Origin of the sequence: Acidocella sp. (assembly GCF_027352905.1) — a bacterium.
GTDB lineage: Bacteria > Pseudomonadota > Alphaproteobacteria > Acetobacterales > Acetobacteraceae > Acidocella.
This window is the reverse complement of record NZ_DAIEIF010000051.1, coordinates 17538-42403: the sequence shown is the minus strand read 5'-3', so window position 1 is coordinate 42403 and position 24866 is coordinate 17538. Positions and strand designations below refer to the sequence as shown.

Below are 24866 nucleotides of genomic sequence, written 5' to 3'. Positions count from 1 at the left end.
CGCATGAATGTTCTCACGGTTACCAATCTCACCATGCGCTTCGGCGGTCTCACCGCCGTCAATAACGTCTCCTTCACCGCCGCGCGTGGCCATATCACCGCCATCATCGGCCCCAACGGCGCTGGAAAAACCACGCTGTTCAATTGCATCACCGGGTTTTACAAGCCAAGCGCGGGCAGCATCGCGGTCTCGCCGGAGCCGGGCAAGGCCGTGCAACTGGAGAAACTGCCGGGCCATGCCATCGCCCGCAAGGGCCGCGTGGCGCGCACCTTCCAAAACATCCGGCTGTTCGGCGGCATGACGGCGCTGGAAAACCTGATGGTGGCGCAGCACAACCGGTTGCAGGCGGCCACCGGCTTTGGCGTGCTGGGGGTTCTTGGCATTGGCGGCTATCGCGCGGCGGAGCGCCGGGGCATCGAGCTTGCCCGGCATTGGCTGGAACAAACAGGGCTGGTCGAGCGCGCCGACGACCCCGCCGGGGCGCTGCCTTACGGCGCGCAACGGCGCCTGGAAATCGCCCGCGCCATGTGCACCGAACCGGCGCTGCTCTGCCTGGACGAACCCGCCGCCGGACTCAACCCGCGCGAGTCAGCCGGCCTCAATGCATTGTTGCGGAAAATCCGCGAGGGCGGCTGCTCACTCCTGCTGATCGAGCACGATATGGGTGTCGTCATGAACCTTTCCGATCACATCATCGTGCTCGATCATGGCAAGAAGATCGCGGATGGCACCCCCGCCGAGATCCGCGCCGATCCGGTGGTCATCGGCGCTTATCTTGGCGAGGGCGAGGAAGACGACCCCGATGCGCCGGTGGCGGAACACGCGGCATGAGCAATGTGCTGGAGCTCGACAGGGTCAGTAGTTTCTACGGCCCGATCCAGGCGCTGCGCGAAGTGAGCATCGAGGTTCCAGAAAATCAGATCGTCACGCTCATCGGTGCCAATGGCGCGGGCAAGAGTACTCTGATGATGACGATCTTCGGCGATCCCCGCGCCCGCAGCGGACGGGTGATGTATTATGGCGAGGATATAACTGGCCTGCCCGCTTATCAGATCGCCCGCAAGGGCATCGCCCAATCGCCGGAGGGGCGGCGCGTTTTTCCCCGCATGAGCGTGGAGGAAAATCTGTTGATGGGCGCCCAGGTGGTGGATTACCGGGATTATGCCGCCAACCTCAGAAAAATCTTCACCCTGTTCCCCCGTCTGGAGGAGCGTTTCGGCCAGCGCGCGGGCACGCTGTCGGGCGGGGAGCAGCAAATGCTCGCCATCGCCCGGGCGTTGATGAGCATGCCCAAGCTCCTGCTCCTCGACGAGCCTTCCCTTGGCTTGGCGCCGCTGGTCATCAAGCAGATTTTCGGGGCGATCCGGGAATTGAACCGGGAAACCGGCTTAACGGTGTTGCTGGTCGAACAGAACGCCAACCAGGCGCTGCGCCTGGCCCAACGCGCCTATGTTTTGGTCAATGGTCAGCTGACCATGCAGGGAACTGGCGCCGAATTGCTCGCCAAGCCCGAAATCAGAGCGGCCTATCTAGAAGGTGCCCATTGAAACCCCGCAAATTTCGGGTGCATAATTTTTTTGTCATCCACCAGAAGCAGCAACAGGAGCATCACGTGCGTCATATTTTATTCAGTACAGCCGCCCTGCTCGCGCTCGGCACCGGCTTGGCCCAGGCCCAGGTCAAAATCGGCATGGCGGGGCCGCTCACCGGCTCCAACGCCGCCTTTGGCGTGCAGATGAAAACCGGATTCGATCTCGCCGTCAGCGATATCAACAAGGCGGGCGGTGTGGTAGGAAAAAAACTCGTTCCTTACGTGGTGGACGATGCCTGTGACCCCAAGCAGGCGGTATCCGCCGCCAATACGCTGGTCTCCGATGGGGTGGTGATGGTGGATGGGCATTTCTGCTCCGCCTCCTCCATTCCGGCCAGCAAAGTCTATACCGATGCCGGAATCATCCAGATTTCGCCCGCTTCGACCAACCCCGCCTATACGGATAATGGCGGCCCTTTTACGTTCCGCTCCTGTGGCCGCGACGATCAGCAGGGCAAGGTGGCGGCGGAATATATCGCCAAGCATTTTCCCCAGGCCAAAGTCGCGGTGCTGGATGACAACTCCACCTATGGCAAAGGCATCGCCGATCAGGTTCGCGCGAATCTGGGCAAGCTGGGGATCAAGGTCGCCTATAACGGCTCCTATACCGCCGGTGATAAGGATTATTCCGCGCTGATTTCCCGGCTCAAATCGCAGGGCATCACCCTGGTCTATCTCGGCGGCTATTATTCGGATATGGGGCTGATCATGCGCGAGGGCGCGCAGCAGGGCTTTCACCCGCAATATTTTTCGGAGGATGCGGCCGTCACCTCCGCCCTGTGGCAGATCGCCGGCTCAGCCGCCGAGGGCACGCTGATGACCTTCTCGCCTCCGGCGGAGCAGGACCCAGCCGCGGCCAAGGCGGTGGCCGAGTTGAAGGCCCTGAACGAGGACCCGACCGGCTATGTGCTGTACTCCTACGCGACCGTGCAGATATGGGCCGAGGCGGCCAACAAGGCAGGCACCACCGACCCGACCAAAGTGGCAGCCGAGATGAAGTCCGGCGGCCCCTGGCCCTCGGTGCTCGGACCGGTCAGCTTCGATTCCAAAGGCGACGTGATCAACGCCGCTTATGCCATCTACCGCTGGCATGATGGCAATTACGCCGTCTATGCGTTGAAGCCGTGATGAATGAGAGAGGGGCGCGCGGAGGCGCCCCCTTTCTCCTCAGGGTTTGACCGCCTCGCCCGGAAAGGTGCCCCAGAAATCGCTCCGCGCCAGATAGCCGGTTTCGTATTTGGTGGAGACCTTGCAATAATCGCCATCCGCGGGGCAGCGCAGCAACCGGCCCGTGACACCCTCTTGAAGATACGCCACGATTGGCGCGCCCGGCCCGGGAGCGCTGCGCAACGCCGCCTTTTCCACCGTCACGTAAAAACCCCGCAGGGCGCGGATGGTTGCCTCATGCACCCAACCGGTGCCGCCATCGGGTGCCAGCACCTGCCGCCAGACATCGAACTCGCCAATAATCTCCACCGGCAGCCCCTCCCGCTGGTAAATCCAGTTGACTGGATATTGGAACCCGGGCCCAGCGCGGAAATTCACCTCGTCGGAGCGCAGCGAGACGAAGCGCGGCACCGGCAGCTTGGTGACGCTGCCAAGGGCGGGGCCGGGGCCGTTGCCGGGGTCCGGTGCGGCGGCGGCGAGCCAGAGCGCCAGCAGCGGAATAGCAATCAGCCGCAAACGGGGCATGCCGGATCCTTTCTCAGCCGGATCTTGCGAAACTCCGCCGCCAGAGCGTCCCATACCAGCAAATAGCCCGAGAGGGACGCGCCGATCCCGGTGAGTTCCTTAACCGCCTCGGTGGCTTGCAGCGCCCCCATCACCCCGGTCACCGCGCCCAGCACCCCCGCCTCGGAACAAGGCGGCACCAGCCCTTCCGGCGGCGGTTCCGGGTAAAGGCAGCGGTAACAGGGGCCGCCCTCATGCGGCTTGAAGGTGGAGATTTGTCCTTCGAAGCGCAGCACGGCGGCGGAAACCAGGGTTCTGCGGGCGGCGGCGCAGGCATCGGCGATCAGAAACCGTGATGGAAAATGATCCGTGCCGTCGCAGACCAGATCGTATTCCGCTATAAGACTCGCCGCGTTCTCCGCCGTTACCCGCCCGGCATGGCGGCGGAAACTCACCAGCGGGTTGAGGCGCTGGAGGGCGGCGGCGGCGGAATCAACCTTAAGCTGACCCACCTTATCCGTGGCATGGAGAATCTGGCGCTGTAGATTCGAAAGCTCCACGACATCCCCATCCGCGAGCCCAATGCAGCCTACCCCAGCCGCCGCCAGATAAAGCGCCACCGGCGAGCCTAACCCGCCCGCGCCGATAATGAGCACCCGCGCCGCCTTCAGCCGGGCCTGTCCGGTCCCCCCCAGCTCCTTCAACAGAATGTTGCGGGAATAACGTTGGATCTCCGCTTCCGAGAAATTCAAATCCATGCCCCGGTTATATTCCGCTTCCGCAGGGCCGGACAAATCGCGAAAGCCCTTCACGCCGTGTGTCAATCTGTTAAAAGGGGCGATCAAGCTGTGTTCCGGCAGGGGCGCGGCCCGGTTGTAAGGTTTTTGGTGAATGGCAGCGATTAACGCCATCCGTATGGGTGGCATGGATATTCTTCCCCTGGTCGAGGGCGGCAAAGGCGTTTCCGCCTCCAATGGCCGCAGCGCCGGGCATTGGGCGCGCTCCGGCGGGGTGGGCACGTTTTCGGCGGTGAACGCGGATAGCTACGACGCGCAGGGGCGGGTGATTCCGCAAATTTATCATGGCCGCACGCGGCGGGAACGGCATGAGGAACTCATCCGCTACGCCATTGAGGGCGGGGTGGCGCAGGCCCGCCAGGCCTGGGAGATTTCCGGCGGCAAAGGCCGCATCCATGCCAATATTCTTTGGGAGATGGGCGGGGCGGAACGCGTCATTACAGGGATTCTCGAGCGCACCAAGGGAATCGTCAACGGCATCACCTGCGGCGCGGGCATGCCCTACCGGCTCTCGGAAATCGCGGCGCGTTTCAATGTTTATTATTACCCCATCGTCTCGTCCGGCCGCGCCTTCTCCGCCTTATGGAAGCGCGCTTATTTCAAGGTGGCCCATCTGCTCGGCGGCGTGGTTTATGAGGACCCCTGGCTGGCGGGCGGGCATAACGGCCTCTCCAATTCTGAGGACCCGGAGAAACCGGAAAGCCCCTATCCCCGTTTGGTGGCGCTGCGCAAAACCATGCGGGAATTTGGCCTGCATGACACACCGATCATCATGGCGGGCGGCGTCTGGGCCTTGGATGAGTGGAAGGATTACATCGAAAACCCGGAAATCGGGCCGATCGCCTTCCAGTTCGGCACCCGCCCGCTCCTGACCAAGGAGAGTCCGATCCCGCAAAGCTGGAAGGAGCGGCTGCTCAAGCTCAAGCCCGGCGATGTGACGCTCAACCGCTTCTCCCCAACCGGGTTTTATTCCTCCGCGGTCAACAATGATTTTTTAAGGGAATTGCGCGCCCGCAGTGAGCGCCAGGTGGCCTATAGCCCCGAGGCCGTGGGCGAGCATGTGGTGGAGTATGGCGTGGGCGCCCGCAAGCGTCCCGTCTTTCTCACCGCGCCGGATCTTGCCCGCGCCAAGGAATGGGAGGGCCAGGGATTCACCGAGGCGCTGCGCACTCCGGATTCGACGCTGATTTTCGTCACGCCGGACAAGGCGCGGGAAATCCATGCGGATCAAGTGAATTGCATGGGCTGCCTCAGCCAGTGCCGTTTTTCCAATTGGTCTCAGACCCCGCCCAGCTACGATAACGGCAAGAAGGCCGATCCGCGCAGCTTCTGCATCCAGAAGACCTTGCAGGCCATTGCCCACGCGGCGGATGACGACGAGGCGGCGATGGATAATAATCTGATGTTCGCCGGCCATAACGCCCACCGCTTCGCCACGGACCCGTTTTATTCCAACGGTTTCATCCCCACGGTGAAGCAGTTGATCGAGCGGTTGCTCACCGGCAAATAAAGGCCAGGAAGGGCGGGTATGCGGCACCAAGGGGTTGCCCCGGCCCCGCGCCAGCCTAAACTGCCCGCCTTTGGCAATTGCCCGCCTCGCGCCGGGCGCGGGGGGTCTCGATGAGCCAGACAGTTTTGGCGCCGCAACGCGCCGCGACCGCCAGCATCGCCCTGGGCGCCGCCAGCCTGTGCCACGGGCTGAACGATCTGTTGCAATCGCTCCTGCCCGCGGTTTATCCCATCCTCAAGGGCGGCTTCGATCTCAGCTTCGGCCAGATCGGCGCGCTGACCCTGGTCTATCAGATCACCGCTTCTTTGCTGCAACCGCTGATCGGGCTGTTCACGGACCGGCGTCCGCAGCCCTTCGCGTTGCCTGTTGGCATGGGCTTCACCCTGGCGGGACTCATCGTGCTCGCTTTCGCCCCCAGCTACGCGACGCTCCTGCTCGGGGCCGGGCTGCTCGGGGTCGGCTCCTCCATCTTTCATCCCGAGGCCTCGCGAATCGCCCGGTTGGCCTCCGGCGGGCGGCACGGGCTGGCTCAGTCGATTTTCCAGGTCGGGGGCAATTTTGGCCAGGCCATGGGGCCGCTGCTCGCGGCCTTTTTCGTGCTGCCCCGGGGCCGGGCCAGCATCGCCTGGTTCGCGTTGCTGGCCCTGGGCGGCATCGCCATTCTCTCCGCGCTCGGCCAATGGTATCGCGCCCAGGGCCATACCCGCCGCGTCGCCCGCCATGCCAAAGCAGGGCCGGCCTTGCCGCGGGCGGTGGTGCTGCGTGCCCTTGCCGTGCTGATGGCGCTGATGTTTTCCAAATTCTTCTATATCGCCAGCTTCACCAGCTATTATATTTTCTATCTGATGCAGCGTTTTGGCCTGAGCACCCAGGCGGCGCAACTCCATCTGTTCGCCTTCATGGCCGCCTCCGCCACCGGCACGGTGATCGGCGGGCCGCTGGGGGACCGCATCGGCCGCAAAGCCGTGATCTGGGGCTCCATTCTCGGCGTCGCCCCCTTCGCCTTGGCCCTGCCATATGCCGGGCTGGGGCTGACGGTCGTGCTCACCATCATTATCGGCTTTGTCCTGTCCTCGGCCTTCTCCTCAATCGTCGTTTATGCGCAGGAACTGCTGCCGGGTCAGACGGGCGCGGTCTCCGGCCTGTTCTTTGGCCTGGCCTTCGGCATGGGCGGCATCGGCGCGGCGGTGCTGGGGGCGCTGGCGGACCGGGTTGGCATCGTCGAGGTTTACAAGATTTGCGCGCTGCTGCCCTTGATCGGCCTCGCCGCCGCCCTCCTGCCTAATACGGAACAGCGCCGGGCCGTTTGACATGCGCATCGCCCAGGTCATGGCCGGGGCCGTTAATGGCGGGGCCGAGCTTTTTTACGAGCGGATGACCGGGGCGCTTGCCCGCGCCGGGCAGGAGGTGCTGCCCATCATCCGCAGGGAGGAGGGCCGGGCCGCGCGGCTGGCCGCCCTGGGGCTGGAGCCGGCCGGGTTCCGCTTCGGCAGCAGGCTCGATTTCCGTACCTCGCCTGGCATCAACCGCGCCCTCAAGGCCTTCCAGCCCGATATCGCCATGGCCTGGATGAGCCGCGCCGCCGCTCATCTGCCGCGTGGGCCCTGGGTCAATATCGGCCGGCTCGGCGGCTATTATGATCTCAAATATTTCCGTTCCTGCACCTATCTGGTCGGCAACACGCATGGCATCGTCTCATACATAGCCGATGCGGGGTTTCCCTCTGGCCGGGCCTTTTATCTCCCCAATTTCGTCGAGGATTTTGCGGCGGCGCGTCCCGCCTCGCGGGCTGAATTCGCCATCCCGGAGGGAGCGCCCCTGCTGCTCGGCCTCGGCCGTCTCCATGAGGTCAAAGGGTTTGATACGTTGATCCGCGCCCTGGCCGGGTTACCGGAGGTCTATTGCGTGATTGCCGGGGAAGGGCCGCAACGTCCCCAGCTGGAGGCGCTGGTGGCGGAGTTGGGATTGGCGGCGCGGGTCAGGCTGCCCGGCTGGCGGCGTGACACCGGGGCGCTGCTGAAAGCGGCTGATCTCTTCGTCTCCTCCTCGCGTCACGAGCCTTTGGGCAATATGGTGCTGGAGGCGTTTTCCGCTGCCACGCCGGTTCTGGCCGCCGCCGCCGAAGGGCCGCGGGAAGTGATCCGCGACGGAGAGGATGGGGTTCTGGTGCCAGTGGACGACCATGTTCGCCTGGCGGCGGCGGCGCGGAGACTGCTCGGCGACGGTGCTGGGCGCGCCCAGCTGGCGGCAGCCGGGCGCCAGCGCTTTTTGAACGAATTTTGCGAGGCTGCCGTCACCACGCTCTGGCTCGATCTCTTTCGCGCCGTGCTGCGTTGAGCTCCGTGTGGCTGGTCCTCCAGGGTGCCGGTCTCCGGCGGGCTTCAGGCTATAAGAGTTCCGGAGCTTCCTATATATAGCTCAAAGACCTTTCTTTCTGATGGGAACGGAACACATGGCCACGATGTTCAATACCGCGCCGGACGCCTCCCCCTCTGGGACCCCGACTGTCATCATGGATGGCGACCAGGCGAATTTCATGACGGATGTCATCGACGCCTCCCGTGAGATCCCGGTGATGGTGGATTTTTGGGCCACTTGGTGCGGCCCATGCAAAACGCTGACCCCCGCGCTGGAGCGGGTCGTCCGCGCCCAGAACGGGCGGGTGCGGCTGGTCAAGATCGATGTGGACAAGAACCGGGAATTGGTGAGTCAGCTGGCCCGGATGGGATTGCCGATGCAATCCGTTCCCACCGTCGTCGCCTTCTGGCAGGGGCAGATTGCCGACACGTTCTCAGGCGCGCTGCCGGAGAGCGAGTTGAAGCGCTTTGTGGAGGCGCTTTTGAAGCTCGCTGGCTCTTCTGCACCGGGCGAGGATCTGATTGCCGAAGGCAAGGCGCTGTTGGAGGCGGGGCAGCCCGAACAGGCGGCGCAATATTTTTCCGCGGCCTTGCAGGAAACACAGGATAAGCCCGAGGCCTGGGGCGGGCTGGCGCGCGCCTTGCTCGCCTTGGGGGATGAGCAGCAAGCCCTGCAAGTGCTCGACCAGGCCCCGGCCGGCCTCGCACAGCATGCCGAGATCACCGGCGCGCGGGCAGCGCTCGCCCTGGCGGAAGAAGGGCGCAAGGCCCAGGCCGCGATGGCGGGGTTGCAAGCGCGTCTCGCCGCCAATCCAGACGACCATGCCGCGCGTTACGAGCTTGCCACCGCCCTCAACGCCGCCGGGGCGCGGGCGGAGGCGGCGGAGGCATTGCTGGAGATCATCCGCCGCGACCGGGCCTGGAACGACGACGCGGCGCGATTGCAATTACTGAAATTCTTCGAGGCCTGGGGCATGGATGACCCGGCGACGATGGCGGCGCGCCGCAGGCTTTCCACCCTGCTGTTTAGCTGAATGGAGACCTTGCCTGGCTCTCTTCCTGAGGTTTTCGCCATTTTTCCCCTGGCGGGTACCCTCTTGCTGCCGCATGGCAAGCTGCCGTTGAATATTTTCGAGCCGCGTTATCTCGCCATGGTGGAGGATGCGCTGGGGGAGGGGCGGTATCTCGGCATGGTGCAACCGGATAAGCGTTTGCCAGAGGGCGAGACCGGGCCGGGATTGTTCCGCATCGGCTGCCTTGGACGAATTTCCAGCTTCGACGAAACCGGAGATGGGCGGTATCTCATCACTTTGACGGGACTGATCCGCTTTACCATCGCCGAGGAAATCGGCATGCGGCGTGGTTACCGGCGGGTCCAGGCTGGCTTGGCTGGGTTCGCGGCGGATTTGCAGCCGCTCCCCTCCAATCTGCCATTTCCGCGGGAGGCGCTGCTTCTCGCCCTGGAGCGCTACTTTGCCGCCGCTGGGGTGGAGGCCAATTGGGAGACGATCCGGCAGATGAACGATTCCGCTCTCGTCATCGCCCTGTGCATGGCCTGCCCGTTCTCACCGGAAGAAAAACAGGCCTTATTGGAGGCCAAGGACCCTGACCGGCGCGCCGAGGTGCTGCGGGCCCTGCTGGAAATCGAATCTTTTCACGGCGGGGCCAATGACGGCGCGCCCCCAAAAGCGAGTTGAACCGCATGACCGACCCCAACCCCCAACCGTGCCTCGACCCGCGGCTTCTGGAGATGCTGATCTGTCCGGTGACCCGGGGCAGGTTGATCTATGACCGTGCCCATAACGAGCTGATCAGCGAGAAGGCGCGGCTCGCCTACCCGATCCGCGATGGCATTCCCATCATGCTGGCCGAGGAAGCCCGGCCGCTCGACCCTTAAACCGACATGGCCGATAGGGAATCGCCCGCCAATTCCGCCGCCGAGGCGGAGCCGGAAATATCGGAATCGCGCATGCGTCTGACCGCGGTCATCATCGCGGTCGCGTTGTTCATGCAGAACCTTGATTCCACCGTGGTGAGCACGGCGCTGCCCGCCATGGCCCGCAGCTTCAAGGCCGAGCCGGTCTATATGAGCGTGGCGATCACTTCCTATCTGATCTCGCTTTCGGTGTTCATCCCCGCCTCGGGCTGGGTAGCGGATCATTTCGGCGCGCGCCGGGTCTTTCGCGCCGCCATCGTCATTTTCACCCTGGGTTCGCTGTTTTGCGGCCTGGCGCCCAGCCTGCCGGCGCTGGTGGGGGCGCGCGTGCTGCAAGGCCTGGGCGGGGCGATGATGCTGCCGGTGGGCCGGCTTTTATTGCTGAATTCGGTGAGCCGCGCACAAATGGTCACCGCCATGTCCTGGCTGACCATGCCCGCCTTGCTGGGACCTATCATGGGCCCACCGTTGGGGGGCTTCATCCTCTCGGTGACCTCCTGGCGCTGGGTGTTCAACATCAACATTCCCATCGGCGTTATCGGCGTGATCGCCGTGACCAGGTACATTCCGGAAATCCGGGTGGAAGGGCGCGGCGGCCGGCTGGACGTGCCTGGCATATTGCTCTCCGGGCTCGGCATGGCCCTTATCATGATCGGCCTGGAAACGGCGGGCCGGGGGCTGGTTCCGGTTTCCTGGACGATCGGCGCTTTCTTGGGCGGAAGTGCCGCCTGGCTGTGTTATGGTCTTTACGCGCGGCGGGCGTCCAACCCCGTGCTCGATTTCTCGCTCATGCGCGTGCCGACTTTCGCCATCTCCCTGCTGGCGGGCAGCCTGTTCCGCATCCCGGTGGGGGCGATTCCGTTTCTGCTGCCGTTGATGCTCCAGCTCGGCTTCGGCAAAACGCCCTTGCAGAGCGGCTTCATCACCTTCACGGCGGGGCTGGGAGCCTTGTTGATGAAGCTGGCGGCGAAACCGGCCTTGGCCCAGTTCGGCTTCCGCTCGGTCTTGATATGGAACGGGCTGGCGGCGGTGCTGACCATGGCGCTCACGGCAGCCTTCACCCCTTCCTGGCCAACCTGGCTGATGGAAGCCGTGTTGTTCGTGTCAGGGTTTTTCCGCTCTCTGCAATTCACGGCCTTCAACACCATCGCCTATGGCGACATTCCCCGTGCGCGCATGTCGGCCGCGACGACGCTATATTCCACCATTCAGCAACTCACCCTCACATTGGGGGTGGTGGTGGGCGCCGCCGCGCTGGAACTCCTGGCCTGGGCCAGCGGGCACGTTTCCCCAACCCAGCGGGATTACTCAGGCGCCTTTCTCATCGTCAGCATCATGGCGCTAGGCTCGGTACCTTTTTGCGCCAAGCTGGCGCGCAACGCCGGCGCGGCGCTCAGCGGGCATCACTGACATCAGCGGGCAATAAAAACCGGGTAAGGCTGGCTTGGCCGGGTCTGAGCTGCCGCCAGGGACCAGGAACCAGCAATTCGGCGAGAGCCGCCGTGGGAAAGCCCTCATCGATCCGGGCGATGGGGGCGTTGGCACGGGCCGGGTCCGCCAGGAGCAAGGCGAGTTCATGCAGCCCGGGATTATGGCCGATAACGAGGGCGCTGCGCACGGTCTCGGGCAGGTCGCGCAGGCTTTGCAGGATTTGCGACGGCGTCGCCATATAGAGTTGCGGCATCGTCTCGATATTCGGCCATTCATCCCAGACGGGCGTTTCTTCCAGCGCCGCCAGGGTGGCCTGGGTCCGCTGGGCCGGGGAGACGAGCACCACCTCCGGGGCCAGCCCGGCCTTGCGCATCGCCTGGCCGATCCGGCTCGCGGCTTGGCGTCCCTCGCCGGTCAGGGCGCGCTCATGGTCGGTGAGGCCTGCGCGCTCCGGCTCGGCTTTGGCATGGCGCAGGAGAATCAACTGGTGCATGGCCAGAATGTGCCATGGCGGAAGCGGCGTGTCGCCCCCATCTCGTGGGAACGAATCTAGCTGGATGAATCTTATGGGATTGTGGGGGTCAAAAATTGAGCGGCGGGGTTTTATGGCGGGCCTGGCCGGTTTGGCGGCGGCGGGGCCGGCGGCGGCCGCCCTCCCGGCCTCGGTGCCGCCAAGCGGGGAAATGCGCTTCAAGGTGCTGCGCAACAATGCGCCGATCGGCGAGCATCACATGGTCTTCACCCGGCGCGGAGATGATCTGAACGTCGCCATCAATGCCGATTTCCTGGTGAGGGTGGCGGGCATTCCCGTCTTTCGTTATCAGGCCGCCGCGACGGAGAGCTGGAGCGGCGGCGCCTTTACGGAGCTGGAAAGCAAGGTCAACCATAACGGCAAGTTATTTTCGGTGCGGGCCAGCCGGATAGCCGGCGGCTACGCGGTGCAAAGCACCAAGACCGGGAATTACCAATATACCGGGGTTCCGTCTCTATTGCCGCTGACTTATTGGAACAAGCAATTGCTCACCGCCATGCTCCTCAATGTCGAAACCGGCCAGCATTATCCGGCCATTTCCCAATCCCCCGGCTGGAATCACGTGCCGACCGCAGACGGAGGAACGATACTCGCGCAACGTTTCGACCTGACCGGCCGGCTCCATTTATCCTTATGGTATGACCAGCAGGATCAATGGGCGGGCATGGCTTTCCATATCAATGGGGAAGAGCGTTATTTGAAATATACGAGTTAAGGCTGCTGGCGCGCAGATTCAGGCGGGCTGGCTTTCGGGGTGGCGCAGGTGCCAAAGACGCTCATGCGCCGCCACCAAGCTTTCTATGCTCTTGCGCCGGTTGGTGTCGGGCGGCACCGTGCGGCGCGTGAGCATGGATTCCAGCGTATGCAAGAGCTGCTCCGCGACCTCGTAATCGCCCTGATCGCAAGCATGATGGAAAGCAATAAGAATTTTATCCGATAATCGGCGGCTATAGCGCGGGGCTCCAGACGTTGAGCGCGGGGGGTGGAGGTCGGTTTCGTCGTCTCGTTCTGTCAAACCTGTCATCTAACAATCCATATCCAAAGGATGGTCCGCCTGTGTCGGAAACCGCTCAGGGTGAGCTATCGGGTGGCCGGCTCGCTCCTCAACTTTTCTTAGAAATTAGCATGACATATTCCCAGTAGGGGTGTGAATGGTTTTTTAATCTTTCTGGTGCAAAGACTACGATAGAATTAAATAAATTCAATGAACTGCGACGAAACCGCCCGCATAAAATTAAAAAAATTTAATTTTTAACCTTCAAATTCGGCAAACGCCTCGTCCCACGATCCCGCTGTCGCCGCCTTACTATATTCCGTGGAACGGTTTTCGAAAAAATTAGTATGCTCCACCGCATTCAGCATTTCATCTAACCAAGATAAAGGATTTTTCTCGACGTGAAAAAGCGGGTTGAGGCCAAGCCCACCCAAACGCCGGTCGGCGATATATCTGATGTAGCGCTTCACCTCCTCCGCCGCCAACCCCTCCACAGCGCCCAACTCAAAAGCGAGGTCTATAAAGGCATCCTCATGATCGACGATGGTCGCGCATGTCAAATAAATGTCCCGGCGCAACTCCTCCCTCCAGATCTGGGGATTTTCGGCGATGAAGGTCCGGAACAGCTTGGTGATGCTCTCGCAATGCAGCGATTCATCGCGCACCGACCAGGTTATGATCTGCCCCATTCCCTTCATTTTGTTGAAGCGCGGGAAATTGAGCAGGATGGCGAAGGTGGCAAATAATTGCAGCCCTTCGGTGAAGGCGCCGAAGGCCGCCAGGGTCTTGGCGATCTCATGCCGGCTGTCCATCGTGAAACCGTGCATGTAATCGTATTTGTCCTTCATCTCCTTGTATTTGAGGAAGGCTTGGTACTCCACCTCCGGCATTCCCACCGTGTCCAGCAGATGGGAATAGGCGGCGATATGCACGGTCTCGATATTGGAGAAGGCTGAGAGCATCATCAGCACCTCGGTGGGTTTGAACACCTGGGCGTATTGCTTCATGTAGCAATTATTCACCTCGACATCCGCCTGGGTGAAGAAGCGGAAAATCTGGGTGAGCAGGTGGCGCTCGGCCTCGGTGAGATTTTTGTGCCAGTCCCGCACATCCTCGGCGAGCGGCACTTCCTCCGGCAGCCAATGCACGCGCTGCTGGGTGAGCCAGGCTTCATAGGCCCAGGGATAACGGAAGGGCTTATAGACAGGGTTCTCGGTCAACAGGTCCATTTTCGGCTCCACCTCGGAGGCGGGAATCATGATCATTGTCATCGCTTTCAAGAATGGGGCCAAGCGTCCCCCTCAATCATCTGCGCCTTACTGGCAGGCCAGGCATTCCTCATAATTGCCGGTGGCCGGCGGCGGCGCCACCTCTGCCGGGGCGGGGCTCACCTCCGCCTTCTCCCGGCGCTCGGATACATTGTCAGCGCGCTGGATGGAGAGGGAGCGGCAGTAATAAAGCGACTTCACCCCTTTTTTCCAGGCTTGATAATGAATCTGGTTCAGATCGCGCTTATGCACATTGGCGGGCAGGAACAGGTTGACCGACTGGCTCTGGCAGATGAAGGGGGCGCGGTCCGCCGCGTGCTCCACCACCCAGCGCTGATCGAGCTCAAAGGCGGTCTTGAACACGTCCTTCTCCTGCGCGGTGAGAAATTCCAGATGCTGCACCGACCCTTTATTGAGGGTGATGGAAGACCAGGTCTCCTCATCATCCCGGCCGTGCTGGGCCAGCAGCTTTTTCAGCGCCCGGTTGCGCACGGAAAAACTGCCTGAGAGCGTTTTCTGCAAGAACACATTGGCGCTGATTGGCTCGATACCGGGCGAGGCGTTACCGGCGATGACTGAGATCGAGGCCGTCGGCGCGATCGCCAGCTTATGGGAGAAGCGCTCGCCGATGCCGTATTCCGCGGCATCCGGGCAGGGGCCGCGTTCAACCGCCAGCTTGCGGGAGGCCGCGTCCGCCTGGGCGCGGATATGTTTGAACATGCGGATGTTCCACACCTTCGCCATTACCCCCTCCCAGGGGATGCCGTTATCCTGCAGAAAAGAGTGGAAGCCCATCACGCCCAGCCCAACGGAGCGCTCCCGCGCGGCGGCATATTTGGCCCGCGCCATCGAATCCGGGGCTTTCTGGATAAAATCTTCCAGCACATTGTCGAGAAAGCGCATCACATCCTCGATAAAACGCTCATCCTCCTGCCATTCGAACCATTTTTCCAGATTGAGCGAGGACAGGCAGCACACGGCGGTGCGCTGTTTTCCATGCTGGTCCACCCCGGTGGGCAAAGTGATCTCGGCGCAGAGATTGGAGGTTTTCACCTCCAGCCCCGCCAGCTTGTGCTGCTCGGGGCGGGCATTGTTCACATGGTCGGAGAAGATGAGATAGGGCTCGCCCTGCTCGATCCGCGTGGTGAGGATGCGGATCCAGAGCGCCCGCGCCGAGATCGAGCGCACCACGCTGCCATCCTTGGGCGAGCGCAAGCCCCAGATCTCGTCCTTTTCCACCGCCCGCATGAAATCGTCGGGGATCAGCACGCCGTGATGGAGGTTGAGCGCCTTGCGGTTGGGGTCGCCCCCGGTCGGCCGGCGCATATCCACGAACTCCTCGATCTCCGGATGCCAGACGGGCAGATAGACCGCCGCCGAACCCCGGCGCAGCGAACCCTGGGAAATGGCGAGGGTGAGCGAATCCATCACCCGGATGAAGGGAATGATGCCGGAGGTCTTGCCGTTCTGCCCCACCTTTTCGCCGATCGAACGCAGATTTCCCCAATAGGAGCCGATGCCGCCGCCCTTCGAGGCGAGCCAGACATTCTCGTTCCACAGCCCGACGATCCCCTCCAGGCTGTCCGTTGCCTCGTTCAGGAAACAGGAGATCGGCAAACCGCGATCCGTGCCGCCATTGGAAAGCACCGGCGTCGCCGGCATGAACCACATTTTCGAGATGTAGTCATAAAGCCGCTGGGCATGGGCCTGGTCGTCACCGTAATAGGAGGCGACGCGGGCGAAGAGATCCTGATAGCTCTCGCCAGGCAGGAGATAGCGGTCATCCAGCGTCGCCCGGCCGAAATCGGTCAGCAGCGCATCGCGGGAGCGGTCCACCCGCACCTGATAACGGCCTGGCAATTGTACGGCATCGTCGAGCAATGCGGCCTCAGGCTTCGTCATCATATTCATCTTTCGCCGGTTCCCTGTTTGGTGTGAGCGTCTTCGATAACAACATATAGTAAGCAATTCGTCCAATGAATACTATTTATGCGATTTGAGGGCTTCCGCGCGGTGGCATCGGTTTTTCGAGTCTGCCTGCGGAATCTCTGGCCGCGTTCGGAGCCCGGCTCATTGAGTTCTAGTTTTGTTCTTATCGCCTCAGCCGTCAACCCGGCTGGGACTCCACCCCCGACTCGCCTGAAACAGGGCGGTTGCGCGGCCCCGCGCCCCTGGCTTAGTTTAAACGCATGGACGGCATGACCGGGCTGGCGCCCCATTATCAAGGCTATATCGACGAGCGCAGCGTGGCGCATGTGAAGGGCTGGCTGCGCGATCTCAACGATCCCGCCGCCCGGCTGGAATATGAGGTGGTTCTGCCGGGCTTTCTGCGGGACCGCGTCCTGGCGCGCGGGCGGGCGGACCAGCTCAGCCCGGCGCTGGTCGAGGTCGGGGTGGGAGACGGGTGCTACGGCTTCGAGGCGCGGTTCGACCCGCCCTTGAGCGAGGCGCAGCGGGACCAGCTCCTGGTCCGTCCCAAAGGCGCCAAGCATCGGCTGGAACTCGCCCCTGGCTTGCGCATAGCGCCGCCCGGGCAAGGCCCCTATCAGGGTTTCGTCGATGAATGTTCCGTCCGTCATATCGCTGGCTGGGCGCGGGATCTCTCGGATCCCGCCCGCCGCGTCACCGTCGATATTCTCCTGCCCGGCCCCGAGGGGGATATCCTCCTTCACCGCCATCCCGCCAATCAGTTCAATGAGGTGCTGCGTCAGGTAGGGGTGGGAGACGGCACCTATGCCTTTTTCCTGCTCTTCGATCGTGAACTCACGGAGGCCGAGCGCGACCGGGTTTTCGTGCGGGTTCATGGGGCCGATGATCGTCTGCCGCCCGCTCCGGCCCTCAAGCGCGAGTTCCAGCCCATCCATCACGTCGCGATGGATATCGTCAATAACTGCAATCTCCGCTGCCCCTTCTGCGTCTATGATTATTCCCAGACCAACAAAACCTATGTGATGAGCGACGAGACCTTCGCCTCGGCGCTGCGGCTGATCCCCTACGTGACCGACGGTAATTTTTGGCTCTCCTGCCTGCATGAGGCGACGCTGCATCCCCGCCTCATCCAGTTCATCGAGCGTGTGCCGCGCGAATACCGCCGCAAGCTGTTCTTCACCACCAACCTCGCCAAGCGCCAGCCGCGCGCCTTTTTCGAGGCGCTGGCCGAATCCGGCATGGACCACATCAATATCTCTTTGGAGAGCCTGGATAAGGATATCTACGAGAAAATGCGCAAGGGCGCGCGGTATCACATCTTTTTGGAAAACTGGGCGCTGCTGCTCGATGTTTTCCGTGCCGCGCCGCAAGCCCCCCGCATCCGCTACAACCTCATGGCGTATCGCTCCAATCTGCGGGAATTGCCGGAGCTGGTCGCCCTGCTGCTCGAGGAAAAACTCGGCTGGCAGGCGGAGTTGCGCTCCACCATGGACATGCCGCAAATTCCAGCGCAGTTCCGCGAGGATGAGTTTCTCTCTACTTCAGAATGGGCATGGCTCGCGGCCGAGATGAAGCGCTTTCCCGCGGAGCGCATCGTGCTGCTGCTGCCCCCCGAGGGGAAAGGGTATGACCGTGAGGAAGGGCGGCGCGCCCTTCCCGCCTCGCAGCCGCCAGAACAGGCGGGCCAGACCGTGGCGAAGGGTCCGGCGCCGCGGCCCTTCAATCTGCGCATCGGCTGGGACGGCACGTTGAACGTCTATTCGGAATTGCCGGCCCGCCCGGGCGAGCCGCCCAGCCTCGCGAATTACCTCTTCGCCAACATCAACGAACTCAAAGACCCGCTCGCCACCTTCCTGGCGCTCGAATGATACCGGCAGACCCTGGGGGCTGACCGGTATCGGCCCGCAGGGCCGGCGGGCGGCCGCGCGCGAAGGTTGGACGCAGTCTCAGGCCACGCTCAGCTTCACATCCACGCTTTTATGGATGGCGTTGGAATAGGGGCAGACGATATGCGCCTTCTGCACCAGATCCTCCAGCACCGCCTTGTCCACCCCGGGGGCGGAGATGGCCAGCGCGGCGGTGATGCCGAACCCGCCGCCATCCTCGCGTGGGCCGATGCCGATATCGGCGGCGACCTTGGTCTCCTCCGGCAGCGTCACCTTCGCCTTGCCCGCCACCACTTTCAACGCGCCGAGAAAGCAGGCGGAGTAGCCGACGGCGAATAATTGCTCCGGATTGGTCCCCGGCCCGTCATCGCCGCCCATGGCCTTGGGCACGCTCAACGTCACGTTCAGCCGGTTGTTATCCGTTCCCCCCTTGCCGGCGCGCCCCCCGGTGGCATGGCCGTGGGCGGTGTAGAGAACCTGTTTGACGCTCATTTCACTTCCTCCTCATGGGTAATCGGGGATGTGGCCCGGCGCGGCGCGGATGCAAGGCGCTAAAACAAACTGGCGCAGAAACGGGCGATGCGGCGGCAGGCTTCCTCCAGCTGGGGCAGGGCGCTGGCGGTGGAAATGCGGATATGAGGACTCATGGCGAAGGCGGAGCCGGGCACCACGGCCACCAGCGCCTCCTCCAGCAAGGCCATGGCGAAATCATCGTCCGAGGCCAATTCCCGCCCGCCGGGCGTGGTCTTGCCGAGGCAACCCGCGATGGCGGGGAAGAGATAAAACGCGCCCTCGGGCCGGGGGCAGGCAAGGCCCCGGCATTGGCTCAAGATCGCCATTGCCGCGTCGCGCCGCTGCTCATAGGCGGCCACCCGTTCGGCCAGAAACTCCTGCGGGCCGGTGAGCGCCGCCAGCGCCGCCGCCTGGCTGAGGGAGCACACGCCGGAGGTGGCGGTGGCCTGGACGATGGTGGCGGCGGCGATGAGCGGGGCCGGCCCCACGCACCAGCCGAGACGCCAGCCGGTCATCGCATAGGTTTTGGAGACGCCGGAGAGCGTGACCACCCGCTCGCGCAAATCGGGCGCCACCCCCAGCAGCGTATGATGCGCCGCGCCGCCGAAAATCAGCCGCTCATAGATATCATCGGAAAGCACCCAGAGCTGGGGATGCCGCCGGATCACCGCCGCCAGCGATTCCAGCCCGGCGGCGGGCATCACCGCGCCCGAGGGGTTGCTGGGATAATTGAGGATCAGCAGCTTGGCGCGCGGCGTGATGGCGTGGGCCAGCGTCTCGGGCTGCAACAGGAATCCGGCCTCCGCCGGGCAGGGGAGGAAAACCGGCGCCCCCCCCGCGAATTTCACCGTCTGCTCATAGCCCGCCCAGGCCGGGGCCGGGATCAGCACCTCCTCGCCCGCCGCCACCAGGCTCATGACCACGTTGAAAATGCCTTGCTTGCCGCCATTGGTGATGAGCACGTCCTGCGGCCGGGTGGCAACGCCATGCTCGGCGGCGAACCGCGCCGCCACCCTGGCCCGCAAGGCCTCGGTCCCGGCCAAGGGCGGGTATTTGGTTTCACCCCGCAGGGCCGCCGCGTGCGCCGCCTCGACGGCATGGGCGGGAGTGGGAAAATCGGGCTCGCCCAGGGAGAGGGAGATCACATCCTTGCCCTCGTCCCGCAAGGCACGGGCGCGGGCGGCCATGGCGAAGGTGGCGGCCAGCGCCGTGCGGCCGATACGGGGGGCGAAATGCTGCATGGGCGGGGTGTATGCACTCACGGCTCACCCCGCAAGCGCGTCTCCCCGCAAGCGGGGTGTCAGGTGAGCGCGCCCTTGACCCGCCGCTCGAAAAGGGGGGCCAGCCAGAGCCTGCGCCGGTGTCCCGGCTCCGCCGGCGCCGGCGCTGGTGCCGCTCCCATGGCGAAGCGGGTGAGGCGATAGGCGATGTCGGGATGACGCTTGAAATAAGCCCGGATGATCGCGTCCGCCTCCACGTCCAGCGGCTCGGCGGGCGCGTTCAGCACACCATCGAGAAAGCTTAAAATCGAACTATGCTCTTGCCGGGTCACTTGCCATTCTAAGCCCCAAAACCCGGCCCGCGGGCAAGAGAGAATTGGCTGGCTTACGCCGAATTCATCCCGCCTTGCCGGTTTTAACGGATTGATAAACAATCATTAAATTCCCGTTCCGGTTGAATTCGCCGGCACGGAACATGCCGATGGAGCCCAGCACCTGCAAGGAGCCGAGATTATCCTCCCGCGCGACGGCGACGATCCGCTCCAGCCCCGCCGCGTCATGCCCGTAGGTCAGCGCGGCGGAGGCGGTTTCGCTGGCCAGGCCAAGCCCCCAGGCTTGGGGGAGAAAGGCGAAGCGCAAGGCCACGCCCCGTCCATCCGGGCGGTGCATCAGCGCGGTGATGCCAAGAAATTGTCCCCGCCGGGCGCGCACCGCCCACATGCCATGGCCATGCCGCCCCCAGTCCCGGATGTCATGGGCGAGATCCTCGGCGGTCTGGACGGGTGTGCGCACCCCGCCCAGCATCAGCGCGAAGGCGCGCGGGTCGCCCTTCAGCCGCACCAGATCCGGCAGATCCCAATATCCCACCGGCGTCATCCGCGTCCGCGCCGTGGCGATAATCCAGGCCGATGACACGGTCACGCGCCAGCGAACCCCGCAACGGGGCTAACGTGTCAGCGGCCGGTATTTGAGGCGGTGGGGCTCGCTCGCCTCCTGGCCGAGGCGGCGGCGCTTATCCTCCTCATAGGCCTGGAAATTACCCTCGAACCATTCCACATGGCTCTCCCCCTCGAAGGCGAGGATATGGGTGGCGAGCCGGTCGAGAAACCAGCGGTCATGGGAGATGATCACCGCGCAGCCCGGGAATTCCATCAGCGCCTCCTCCAGCGCCCGCAGCGTGTCCACGTCGAGATCGTTGGTCGGCTCGTCGAGCAGGATGACATTGGCCTCGGTTTTCAGCATTTTCGCGAGATGCACGCGGTTGCGCTCGCCGCCGGAAAGCACGCCTACCTTCTTTTGCTGGTCCGGCCCCTTGAAATTGAAGGCGCCGACATAGGCGCGCGAGGGCACGGCCCGCTTGCCGAGATAGATGACATCCGTGCCGCCGGAGATTTCCTCCCACACGGTCTTGTTGTCATCCAGGCTGTCGCGGGACTGGTCGACATAGCCGAGCTTGACGGTATCGCCGATTTTCAGCGCGCCCGAATCCGGTTTCTCGGTGCCGATGATCATCTTGAACAAGGTGGATTTGCCCGCGCCGTTCGGCCCGATGACACCAACGATGCCGCCGGGCGGGAGCTTGAAATTCAAATCGGCGATCAACTCGCGGTCGCCGAATCCCTTGTAGAGATGCTCGGCCTCGATGACCGTGCCGCCCAGGCGCGGGCCGGGCGGGATGACGATCTCCGCCACTCCCCCCGCCTGCTCCTGGGATTTGGCGAGCATTTCCTCATAGCGCTGGATGCGGGCGCGGTTCTTGGTCTGGCGCGCCTTGGGGCTGGAGGCGATCCATTCCCGCTCCTCGGCCAGGGCGCGCTGGCGGGCGGGTTCCTCCTTCTCCTCCTGGGCGAGGCGCTTTTGCTTCTGTTCCAGCCAGGCGGAGTAATTGCCCTCATACGGGTAGGCCCGCCCGCGCTCGATTTCGAGAATCCAGTTGGTGACGTTATCGAGGAAGTAACGGTCATGGGTGACGAGCACCACCGTCCCCGCATAATCGCGCAGCGTCCGCTCCAGCCAGGATACGGATTCGGCGTCGAGATGGTTGGTCGGCTCGTCGAGCAGCAGCAGGTCGGGCTTTTCCAGCAGCAGCCGGCAAAGGGCCACGCGCCGGCGCTCGCCGCCCGAGAGGTTGGTCACCGGCGCGTCGGCGGGCGGGCAGCGCAGCGCGTCGAGCGCGATCTCGATCTGGCGGTCGAGATCCCACCCGTCGGCGGCGTCGATCACCTCCTGCAACCGGGCCTGCTCGGCCAGCATCTCGTTCATCTTGTCGTCATCCATGGGTTCCATGAACGCTTCGGAAATCTCATTGAAGCGCTGGATGGCGGCGCGCACGTCCTTGAACGCCTCGGCGACATTCTCGCCCACCGTCTTATCCGCTTCGAGCTGCGGCTCCTGGGAGAGATAGCCGACGCTGGCGCCTTCCGCCGCCCAGGCCTCCCCGCCATGTTCCTTCTCGATCCCGGCCATGATCTTGAGCAGCGTGGATTTGCCCGCGCCGTTCACGCCCAGCACGCCGATCTTGGCGCCGGGCAGGAAGGAGAGGGTGATGCCTTTGAAGACCTCACGTCCGCCCGGATAGGCTTTGGTGAGGTCCTTCATGACATAGATATATTGGTAAGCGGCCATTGGCGATCCTAGAAACTCTGCGAATTGCGCCGGGTATAAAGGCGCCCTCCCGGCGGGGCAACCTGGCGGCTGGCCGCCCCGGCGCGCGGCTGATAGACAGATCCACGAGAGGAAGCGGATCATGCGAGTCGGGTGCGTGGTGATGCAGAGAAACGAGGTCAACGCCCTGGAACCCTGGCTGCTGTACCACGCCCACCTCTTCGGGCTGGAAAATCTCTGCGTCATCGACCATGGCTCCGCTGATTCCAGAGTGGTCAACACGCTCGATTGGTACGAGGGGGAGGGGCTCAGCGTTCTGCGCCTGCCCGCCGGAGCCGACTATACCAGAAAAGGCGAGTTCGTGACGGAACGGCTGCGGGAGATGGAACGCCGGGGCGGGTATGATTTTCTCCTGCCGCTCGATTGCGACGAGTTTCTAGCCCTGCGGCGCGCGGCGGGCGATTATACCTGCCGGCGCGAGGAGATCCTGGCCGCCCTCGCCATCTTCCAGGGCAGGCCGGAGATTTTGGAGGTCAAGGAAAACCTGCTGAACATTCTCGGCCTGCCGGGGCGGTTTCTGCCGTTGCCGTATCAGAAAGTGTTTTTCACCGCCGGCCATCTCGGCGCGGTCGATCACGGCTCGCATACCGACATTTCCGGGCGCGGCGCGGCCAGCCTCGCCACCCCATTCGTCTATATGCATTTCCACCACAAGCCCTGGGCCGAGCAGATCAAAGCCAGCCAGGAAAAGCTGCGGCCCTTTGTGGATATAACGGATGCGCGGGCCCTCGCCGCATTTCGCGGTCCGGGCTGGCATCTTCTTCTCCACATCAACGAGGGGGAGGCCGCTTATCACGCCGTGATGACGGAGGCGGCCAAATACCAGGTCGGCGTGGACGGTCTCATGGAGTGTTTCGCGGCACTGGGCATCGACCCGCTCTTTTTCGAGAAACCGGCGGGATGCCCCGCTAGCTCGCCTTGAAGGCGCGGGAGACCATCATATAGGCGATCCCGGTGGTGAGGAAATTAACGCCGAGCAGAATGCCGAGCGCGATCGCGGAAATGCCCGGCCAGCCCGAGACGATGATGATGGCGAGGATGATGGAGGCGATGCCGGAGACGAGCATGCTGACCCAGCCATTGGCCGGGCGCGTCTCGAAGGCGAAGACCAGCTCGGACGCCCCCTGGAACATGAACATGATGCCGACGATGAGGGTGAGCGCGACCGCCCCCGCCAGCGGGTTGAACAGGAGAAACACCCCCGCCACGCCTGAGAGCAGGCCGAAGAGATTGGCGGCGAAGAACGGCCCGGTGCCGTGAATCCAGAAGGAGCTGATGAAAATCAGCACCCCCGCGATCAGCAGGGTCCAGCCGGTCAGCAGGGTGGCGGCCAAAGTGCTGAATTCAGGGAAGATGATGGCGGCGATGCCGAGCAGGGTCAGCAGCAATCCCAGCCAGAACAGGCGGGGGGAGATGCTGCGCAGCCGCTCATGGAAGGCGCCGGGGATAAGGGGGTCGGTCAGCATGGTCGAGCGCTCCTGTCGGTTGGTTGTGATTAGTCGAGAATTGGCGCGCCAGGCGGCGCTGGCAAGTCCCCGGCGCGCGGCCGCGTTCAGGTGTTGCGGGCGGTGAGCAGGTGGATGGTCCCCGGCAGCAGCACCCGCCCTTCCGGCGTCATCCGGGTATAATCGGGCAAAGCGGCGCGGATGGCGGCGCAGAGCGCCTCCCGCTGCGCGGGCGTGGCGTTTTTCTCGTCCAGCAAGGCCCCGGACGGCCCCATGAAGCAGGCGACCCGCGCCTCGTCATCCAGCGAGGCGCCGCGCAGGAAAACCGGCACCACCTCCACCTCATAATCGTGCCAGCCGGAATCGCGGAGAATGGCGCGCACATAATCGGGATCATCGAAAGCCTGCGGACCGGGCGCATGGGGCCGGCGCGGCTGGCCGGGGCCGAGCAGCGCCTCGGCCAGTTCCAGCGGCTTTTGCCAATGCGGGTTGGCCGAGACCGGTCCCCAGGCGGCGAAAATCAGGCGCCCGCCCGGCGCGGCGTTGCGGCGAAGATTGGTGAAGGCGGCCACCGGGTCCTCGAAGAACATCACGCCGAAGCGCGAGATCAGCGCCTGCGCCGGCGGCGGAAAGGTCTCGGTCTGGGCGTCGCCCAGGGTAAATCGCAAATTCACCGCCCGCTCCCGCTCGGCCATGGCGCGGGCCGCCTCGATCATCGGCGCGGCGATATCCACGCCCAGCACATCGCCGTTGAGGCCAACGGCGCGCGCGGCGGCCAGACTCGTCAACCCCGTGCCGCATCCCACATCCAGCACCCGCTCGCCGGGTTGGAGGCGGGCGCGTTCGATGACGAGTTCGCTCACCGGTTCCAGCCGCGCCTCCATGGCTCCGCTCAGCCGCAGCCATTTCGGTCCCGCCACCTCGGTCCAGTAGGTTTTCTGCTTGTCATTGGCCATGCCGCCACCCTCCGCTCGCGATATAACCCGATTTGGAGCATGACGGGAACATGATGCAATTCCTCGGTTTTCCGGGTCAGGGGCTGTTGCAGTTCATGGAATTCTGCCTTGGTGCTGTCCGGCCGCAGCCCGTCTCCCGCCTCGTTGTCGCGCTCAGCGCCATCGA

At 63.7% G+C, this 24866-nt stretch carries 26 protein-coding genes; 13 read left to right on the top strand and 13 right to left on the bottom strand.

The window, feature by feature from the left end:
• Window positions 1–3 precede the first annotated feature (3 nt).
• The 3 genes from M7H45_RS09765 to M7H45_RS09755 are packed head-to-tail and all read left to right on the top strand — an operon-like array spanning window position 4 to window position 2719.
• Entirely contained in the window at window positions 4–831 is an 828-nt protein-coding gene (locus tag M7H45_RS09765) for an ABC transporter ATP-binding protein (protein WP_298216487.1), read from the top strand.
• Window positions 828–1547 carry an ABC transporter ATP-binding protein gene (locus tag M7H45_RS09760; protein WP_298216486.1) on the top strand — a complete coding sequence of 240 codons (720 nt, stop codon included), beginning with the start codon at window positions 828–830 and terminating at the stop codon, window positions 1545–1547. Before M7H45_RS09765 ends, M7H45_RS09760 begins: the two co-directional genes overlap by 4 nt.
• Entirely contained in the window at window positions 1544–2719 is a 1176-nt protein-coding gene (locus tag M7H45_RS09755; protein ID WP_366145534.1) for a branched-chain amino acid ABC transporter substrate-binding protein, read from the top strand. The genes M7H45_RS09760 and M7H45_RS09755 overlap by 4 nt, the downstream gene beginning before the upstream one ends.
• A gap of 39 nt (window positions 2720–2758) precedes the next feature.
• Here the strand turns inward: M7H45_RS09755 and M7H45_RS09750 are convergent, their stop codons facing one another.
• Together M7H45_RS09750 and M7H45_RS09745 are read right to left on the bottom strand one after the other, a co-directional pair.
• Complete coding sequence (locus M7H45_RS09750; protein ID WP_298216484.1) at window positions 2759–3283, bottom strand: SH3 domain-containing protein; 525 nt, start codon at window positions 3281–3283, stop codon at window positions 2759–2761.
• Window positions 3265–4020 (bottom strand): molybdopterin-synthase adenylyltransferase MoeB, encoded by a 756-nt coding sequence (locus M7H45_RS09745; RefSeq protein ID WP_298216482.1) that lies wholly within the window; start codon window positions 4018–4020, stop codon window positions 3265–3267. Before M7H45_RS09745 ends, M7H45_RS09750 begins: the two co-directional genes overlap by 19 nt.
• Before the next feature lie 133 nt (window positions 4021–4153).
• Between M7H45_RS09745 and M7H45_RS09740 the strand changes: the two genes are divergently transcribed.
• The 7 genes from M7H45_RS09740 (at window position 4154) to M7H45_RS09710 (ending at window position 11272) form a co-directional block, all read left to right on the top strand.
• Entirely contained in the window at window positions 4154–5569 is a 1416-nt protein-coding gene (locus M7H45_RS09740; protein WP_298216480.1) for a nitronate monooxygenase family protein, read from the top strand.
• Between the two features lie 110 nt (window positions 5570–5679).
• Window positions 5680–6879: an MFS transporter gene (locus M7H45_RS09735; protein WP_298216478.1), complete on the top strand. Its 1200-nt coding sequence runs from the start codon at window positions 5680–5682 to the stop codon at window positions 6877–6879.
• 1 nt (window position 6880) lies between these two features.
• Window positions 6881–7906 (top strand): glycosyltransferase, encoded by a 1026-nt coding sequence (locus tag M7H45_RS09730; protein ID WP_298216476.1) that lies wholly within the window; start codon window positions 6881–6883, stop codon window positions 7904–7906.
• A 115-nt stretch (window positions 7907–8021) separates the two neighbouring features.
• On the top strand, window positions 8022–8960 hold the full coding sequence (locus tag M7H45_RS09725; protein ID WP_298216473.1) for a tetratricopeptide repeat protein: 939 nt from the start codon (window positions 8022–8024) through the stop codon (window positions 8958–8960).
• Window positions 8961–9623, top strand: a complete 663-nt coding sequence (locus M7H45_RS09720; RefSeq protein WP_298216472.1) for an LON peptidase substrate-binding domain-containing protein — start codon at window positions 8961–8963, stop codon at window positions 9621–9623.
• A 5-nt stretch (window positions 9624–9628) separates the two neighbouring features.
• Window positions 9629–9823 (top strand): Trm112 family protein, encoded by a 195-nt coding sequence (locus M7H45_RS09715; protein ID WP_298216470.1) that lies wholly within the window; start codon window positions 9629–9631, stop codon window positions 9821–9823.
• 72 nt (window positions 9824–9895) lie between these two features.
• Window positions 9896–11272 (top strand): MFS transporter, encoded by a 1377-nt coding sequence (locus M7H45_RS09710; RefSeq protein WP_298216469.1) that lies wholly within the window; start codon window positions 9896–9898, stop codon window positions 11270–11272.
• Here M7H45_RS09710 and M7H45_RS09705 read toward each other — a convergent pair.
• Window positions 11256–11786, bottom strand: a complete 531-nt coding sequence (locus M7H45_RS09705) for a histidine phosphatase family protein (protein ID WP_298216467.1) — start codon at window positions 11784–11786, stop codon at window positions 11256–11258. The genes M7H45_RS09710 and M7H45_RS09705 overlap by 17 nt on opposite strands.
• Before the next feature lie 112 nt (window positions 11787–11898).
• On the opposite strand from M7H45_RS09705, the gene M7H45_RS09700 reads away from it, so the two are divergent.
• Window positions 11899–12540 (top strand): DUF6134 family protein, encoded by a 642-nt coding sequence (locus M7H45_RS09700; protein ID WP_298216466.1) that lies wholly within the window; start codon window positions 11899–11901, stop codon window positions 12538–12540.
• A gap of 18 nt (window positions 12541–12558) precedes the next feature.
• On the opposite strand, the gene M7H45_RS09695 is transcribed toward M7H45_RS09700, so the two are convergent.
• The 3 genes from M7H45_RS09695 to M7H45_RS09685 all read right to left on the bottom strand — a co-directional run bounded on the left by M7H45_RS09695 (window position 12559) and on the right by M7H45_RS09685 (window position 15998).
• On the bottom strand, window positions 12559–12693 hold the full coding sequence (locus M7H45_RS09695; RefSeq protein WP_298216464.1) for a hypothetical protein: 135 nt from the start codon (window positions 12691–12693) through the stop codon (window positions 12559–12561).
• Between the two features lie 383 nt (window positions 12694–13076).
• A complete protein-coding gene (locus tag M7H45_RS09690; protein ID WP_298216462.1) occupies window positions 13077–14084 on the bottom strand; it encodes a ribonucleotide-diphosphate reductase subunit beta in 1008 nt (335 codons plus the stop codon).
• A gap of 51 nt (window positions 14085–14135) precedes the next feature.
• Window positions 14136–15998 carry a ribonucleoside-diphosphate reductase subunit alpha gene (locus M7H45_RS09685; RefSeq protein ID WP_298216461.1) on the bottom strand — a complete coding sequence of 621 codons (1863 nt, stop codon included), beginning with the start codon at window positions 15996–15998 and terminating at the stop codon, window positions 14136–14138.
• 278 nt (window positions 15999–16276) lie between these two features.
• Between M7H45_RS09685 and M7H45_RS09680 the strand changes: the two genes are divergently transcribed.
• Entirely contained in the window at window positions 16277–17884 is a 1608-nt protein-coding gene (locus M7H45_RS09680; RefSeq protein ID WP_298216459.1) for a radical SAM protein, read from the top strand.
• Window positions 17885–17962: 78 nt separating this feature from the next.
• Here the strand turns inward: M7H45_RS09680 and M7H45_RS09675 are convergent, their stop codons facing one another.
• From M7H45_RS09675 to ettA, 5 genes are all read right to left on the bottom strand, one after another.
• On the bottom strand, window positions 17963–18394 hold the full coding sequence (locus M7H45_RS09675) for an organic hydroperoxide resistance protein (protein WP_298216457.1): 432 nt from the start codon (window positions 18392–18394) through the stop codon (window positions 17963–17965).
• A 59-nt stretch (window positions 18395–18453) separates the two neighbouring features.
• Window positions 18454–19656, bottom strand: a complete 1203-nt coding sequence (locus M7H45_RS09670) for a pyridoxal phosphate-dependent aminotransferase (RefSeq protein ID WP_298216631.1) — start codon at window positions 19654–19656, stop codon at window positions 18454–18456.
• 59 nt (window positions 19657–19715) lie between these two features.
• A complete protein-coding gene (locus M7H45_RS09665) occupies window positions 19716–19967 on the bottom strand; it encodes a hypothetical protein (protein WP_298216453.1) in 252 nt (83 codons plus the stop codon).
• Window positions 19968–20031: 64 nt separating this feature from the next.
• On the bottom strand, window positions 20032–20556 hold the full coding sequence (locus M7H45_RS09660; protein WP_298216452.1) for a GNAT family N-acetyltransferase: 525 nt from the start codon (window positions 20554–20556) through the stop codon (window positions 20032–20034).
• A 24-nt stretch (window positions 20557–20580) separates the two neighbouring features.
• Window positions 20581–22260, bottom strand: coding sequence for an energy-dependent translational throttle protein EttA (gene ettA, locus M7H45_RS09655; protein WP_298216451.1), 1680 nt, complete (start codon window positions 22258–22260; stop codon window positions 20581–20583).
• A 121-nt stretch (window positions 22261–22381) separates the two neighbouring features.
• On the opposite strand from ettA, the gene M7H45_RS09650 reads away from it, so the two are divergent.
• Entirely contained in the window at window positions 22382–23221 is an 840-nt protein-coding gene (locus tag M7H45_RS09650; protein WP_298216450.1) for a glycosyltransferase family 2 protein, read from the top strand.
• Here M7H45_RS09650 and M7H45_RS09645 read toward each other — a convergent pair.
• Together M7H45_RS09645 and M7H45_RS09640 are read right to left on the bottom strand one after the other, a co-directional pair.
• Window positions 23208–23765 (bottom strand): HdeD family acid-resistance protein, encoded by a 558-nt coding sequence (locus tag M7H45_RS09645; RefSeq protein ID WP_298216448.1) that lies wholly within the window; start codon window positions 23763–23765, stop codon window positions 23208–23210. The genes M7H45_RS09650 and M7H45_RS09645 overlap by 14 nt on opposite strands.
• A gap of 86 nt (window positions 23766–23851) precedes the next feature.
• The gene (locus tag M7H45_RS09640) at window positions 23852–24700 is read right to left on the bottom strand and encodes a class I SAM-dependent methyltransferase (protein WP_298216446.1); all 849 of its coding nucleotides are present in this window, start codon (window positions 24698–24700) and stop codon (window positions 23852–23854) included.
• Between the last annotated feature and the right edge of the window lie 166 nt (window positions 24701–24866).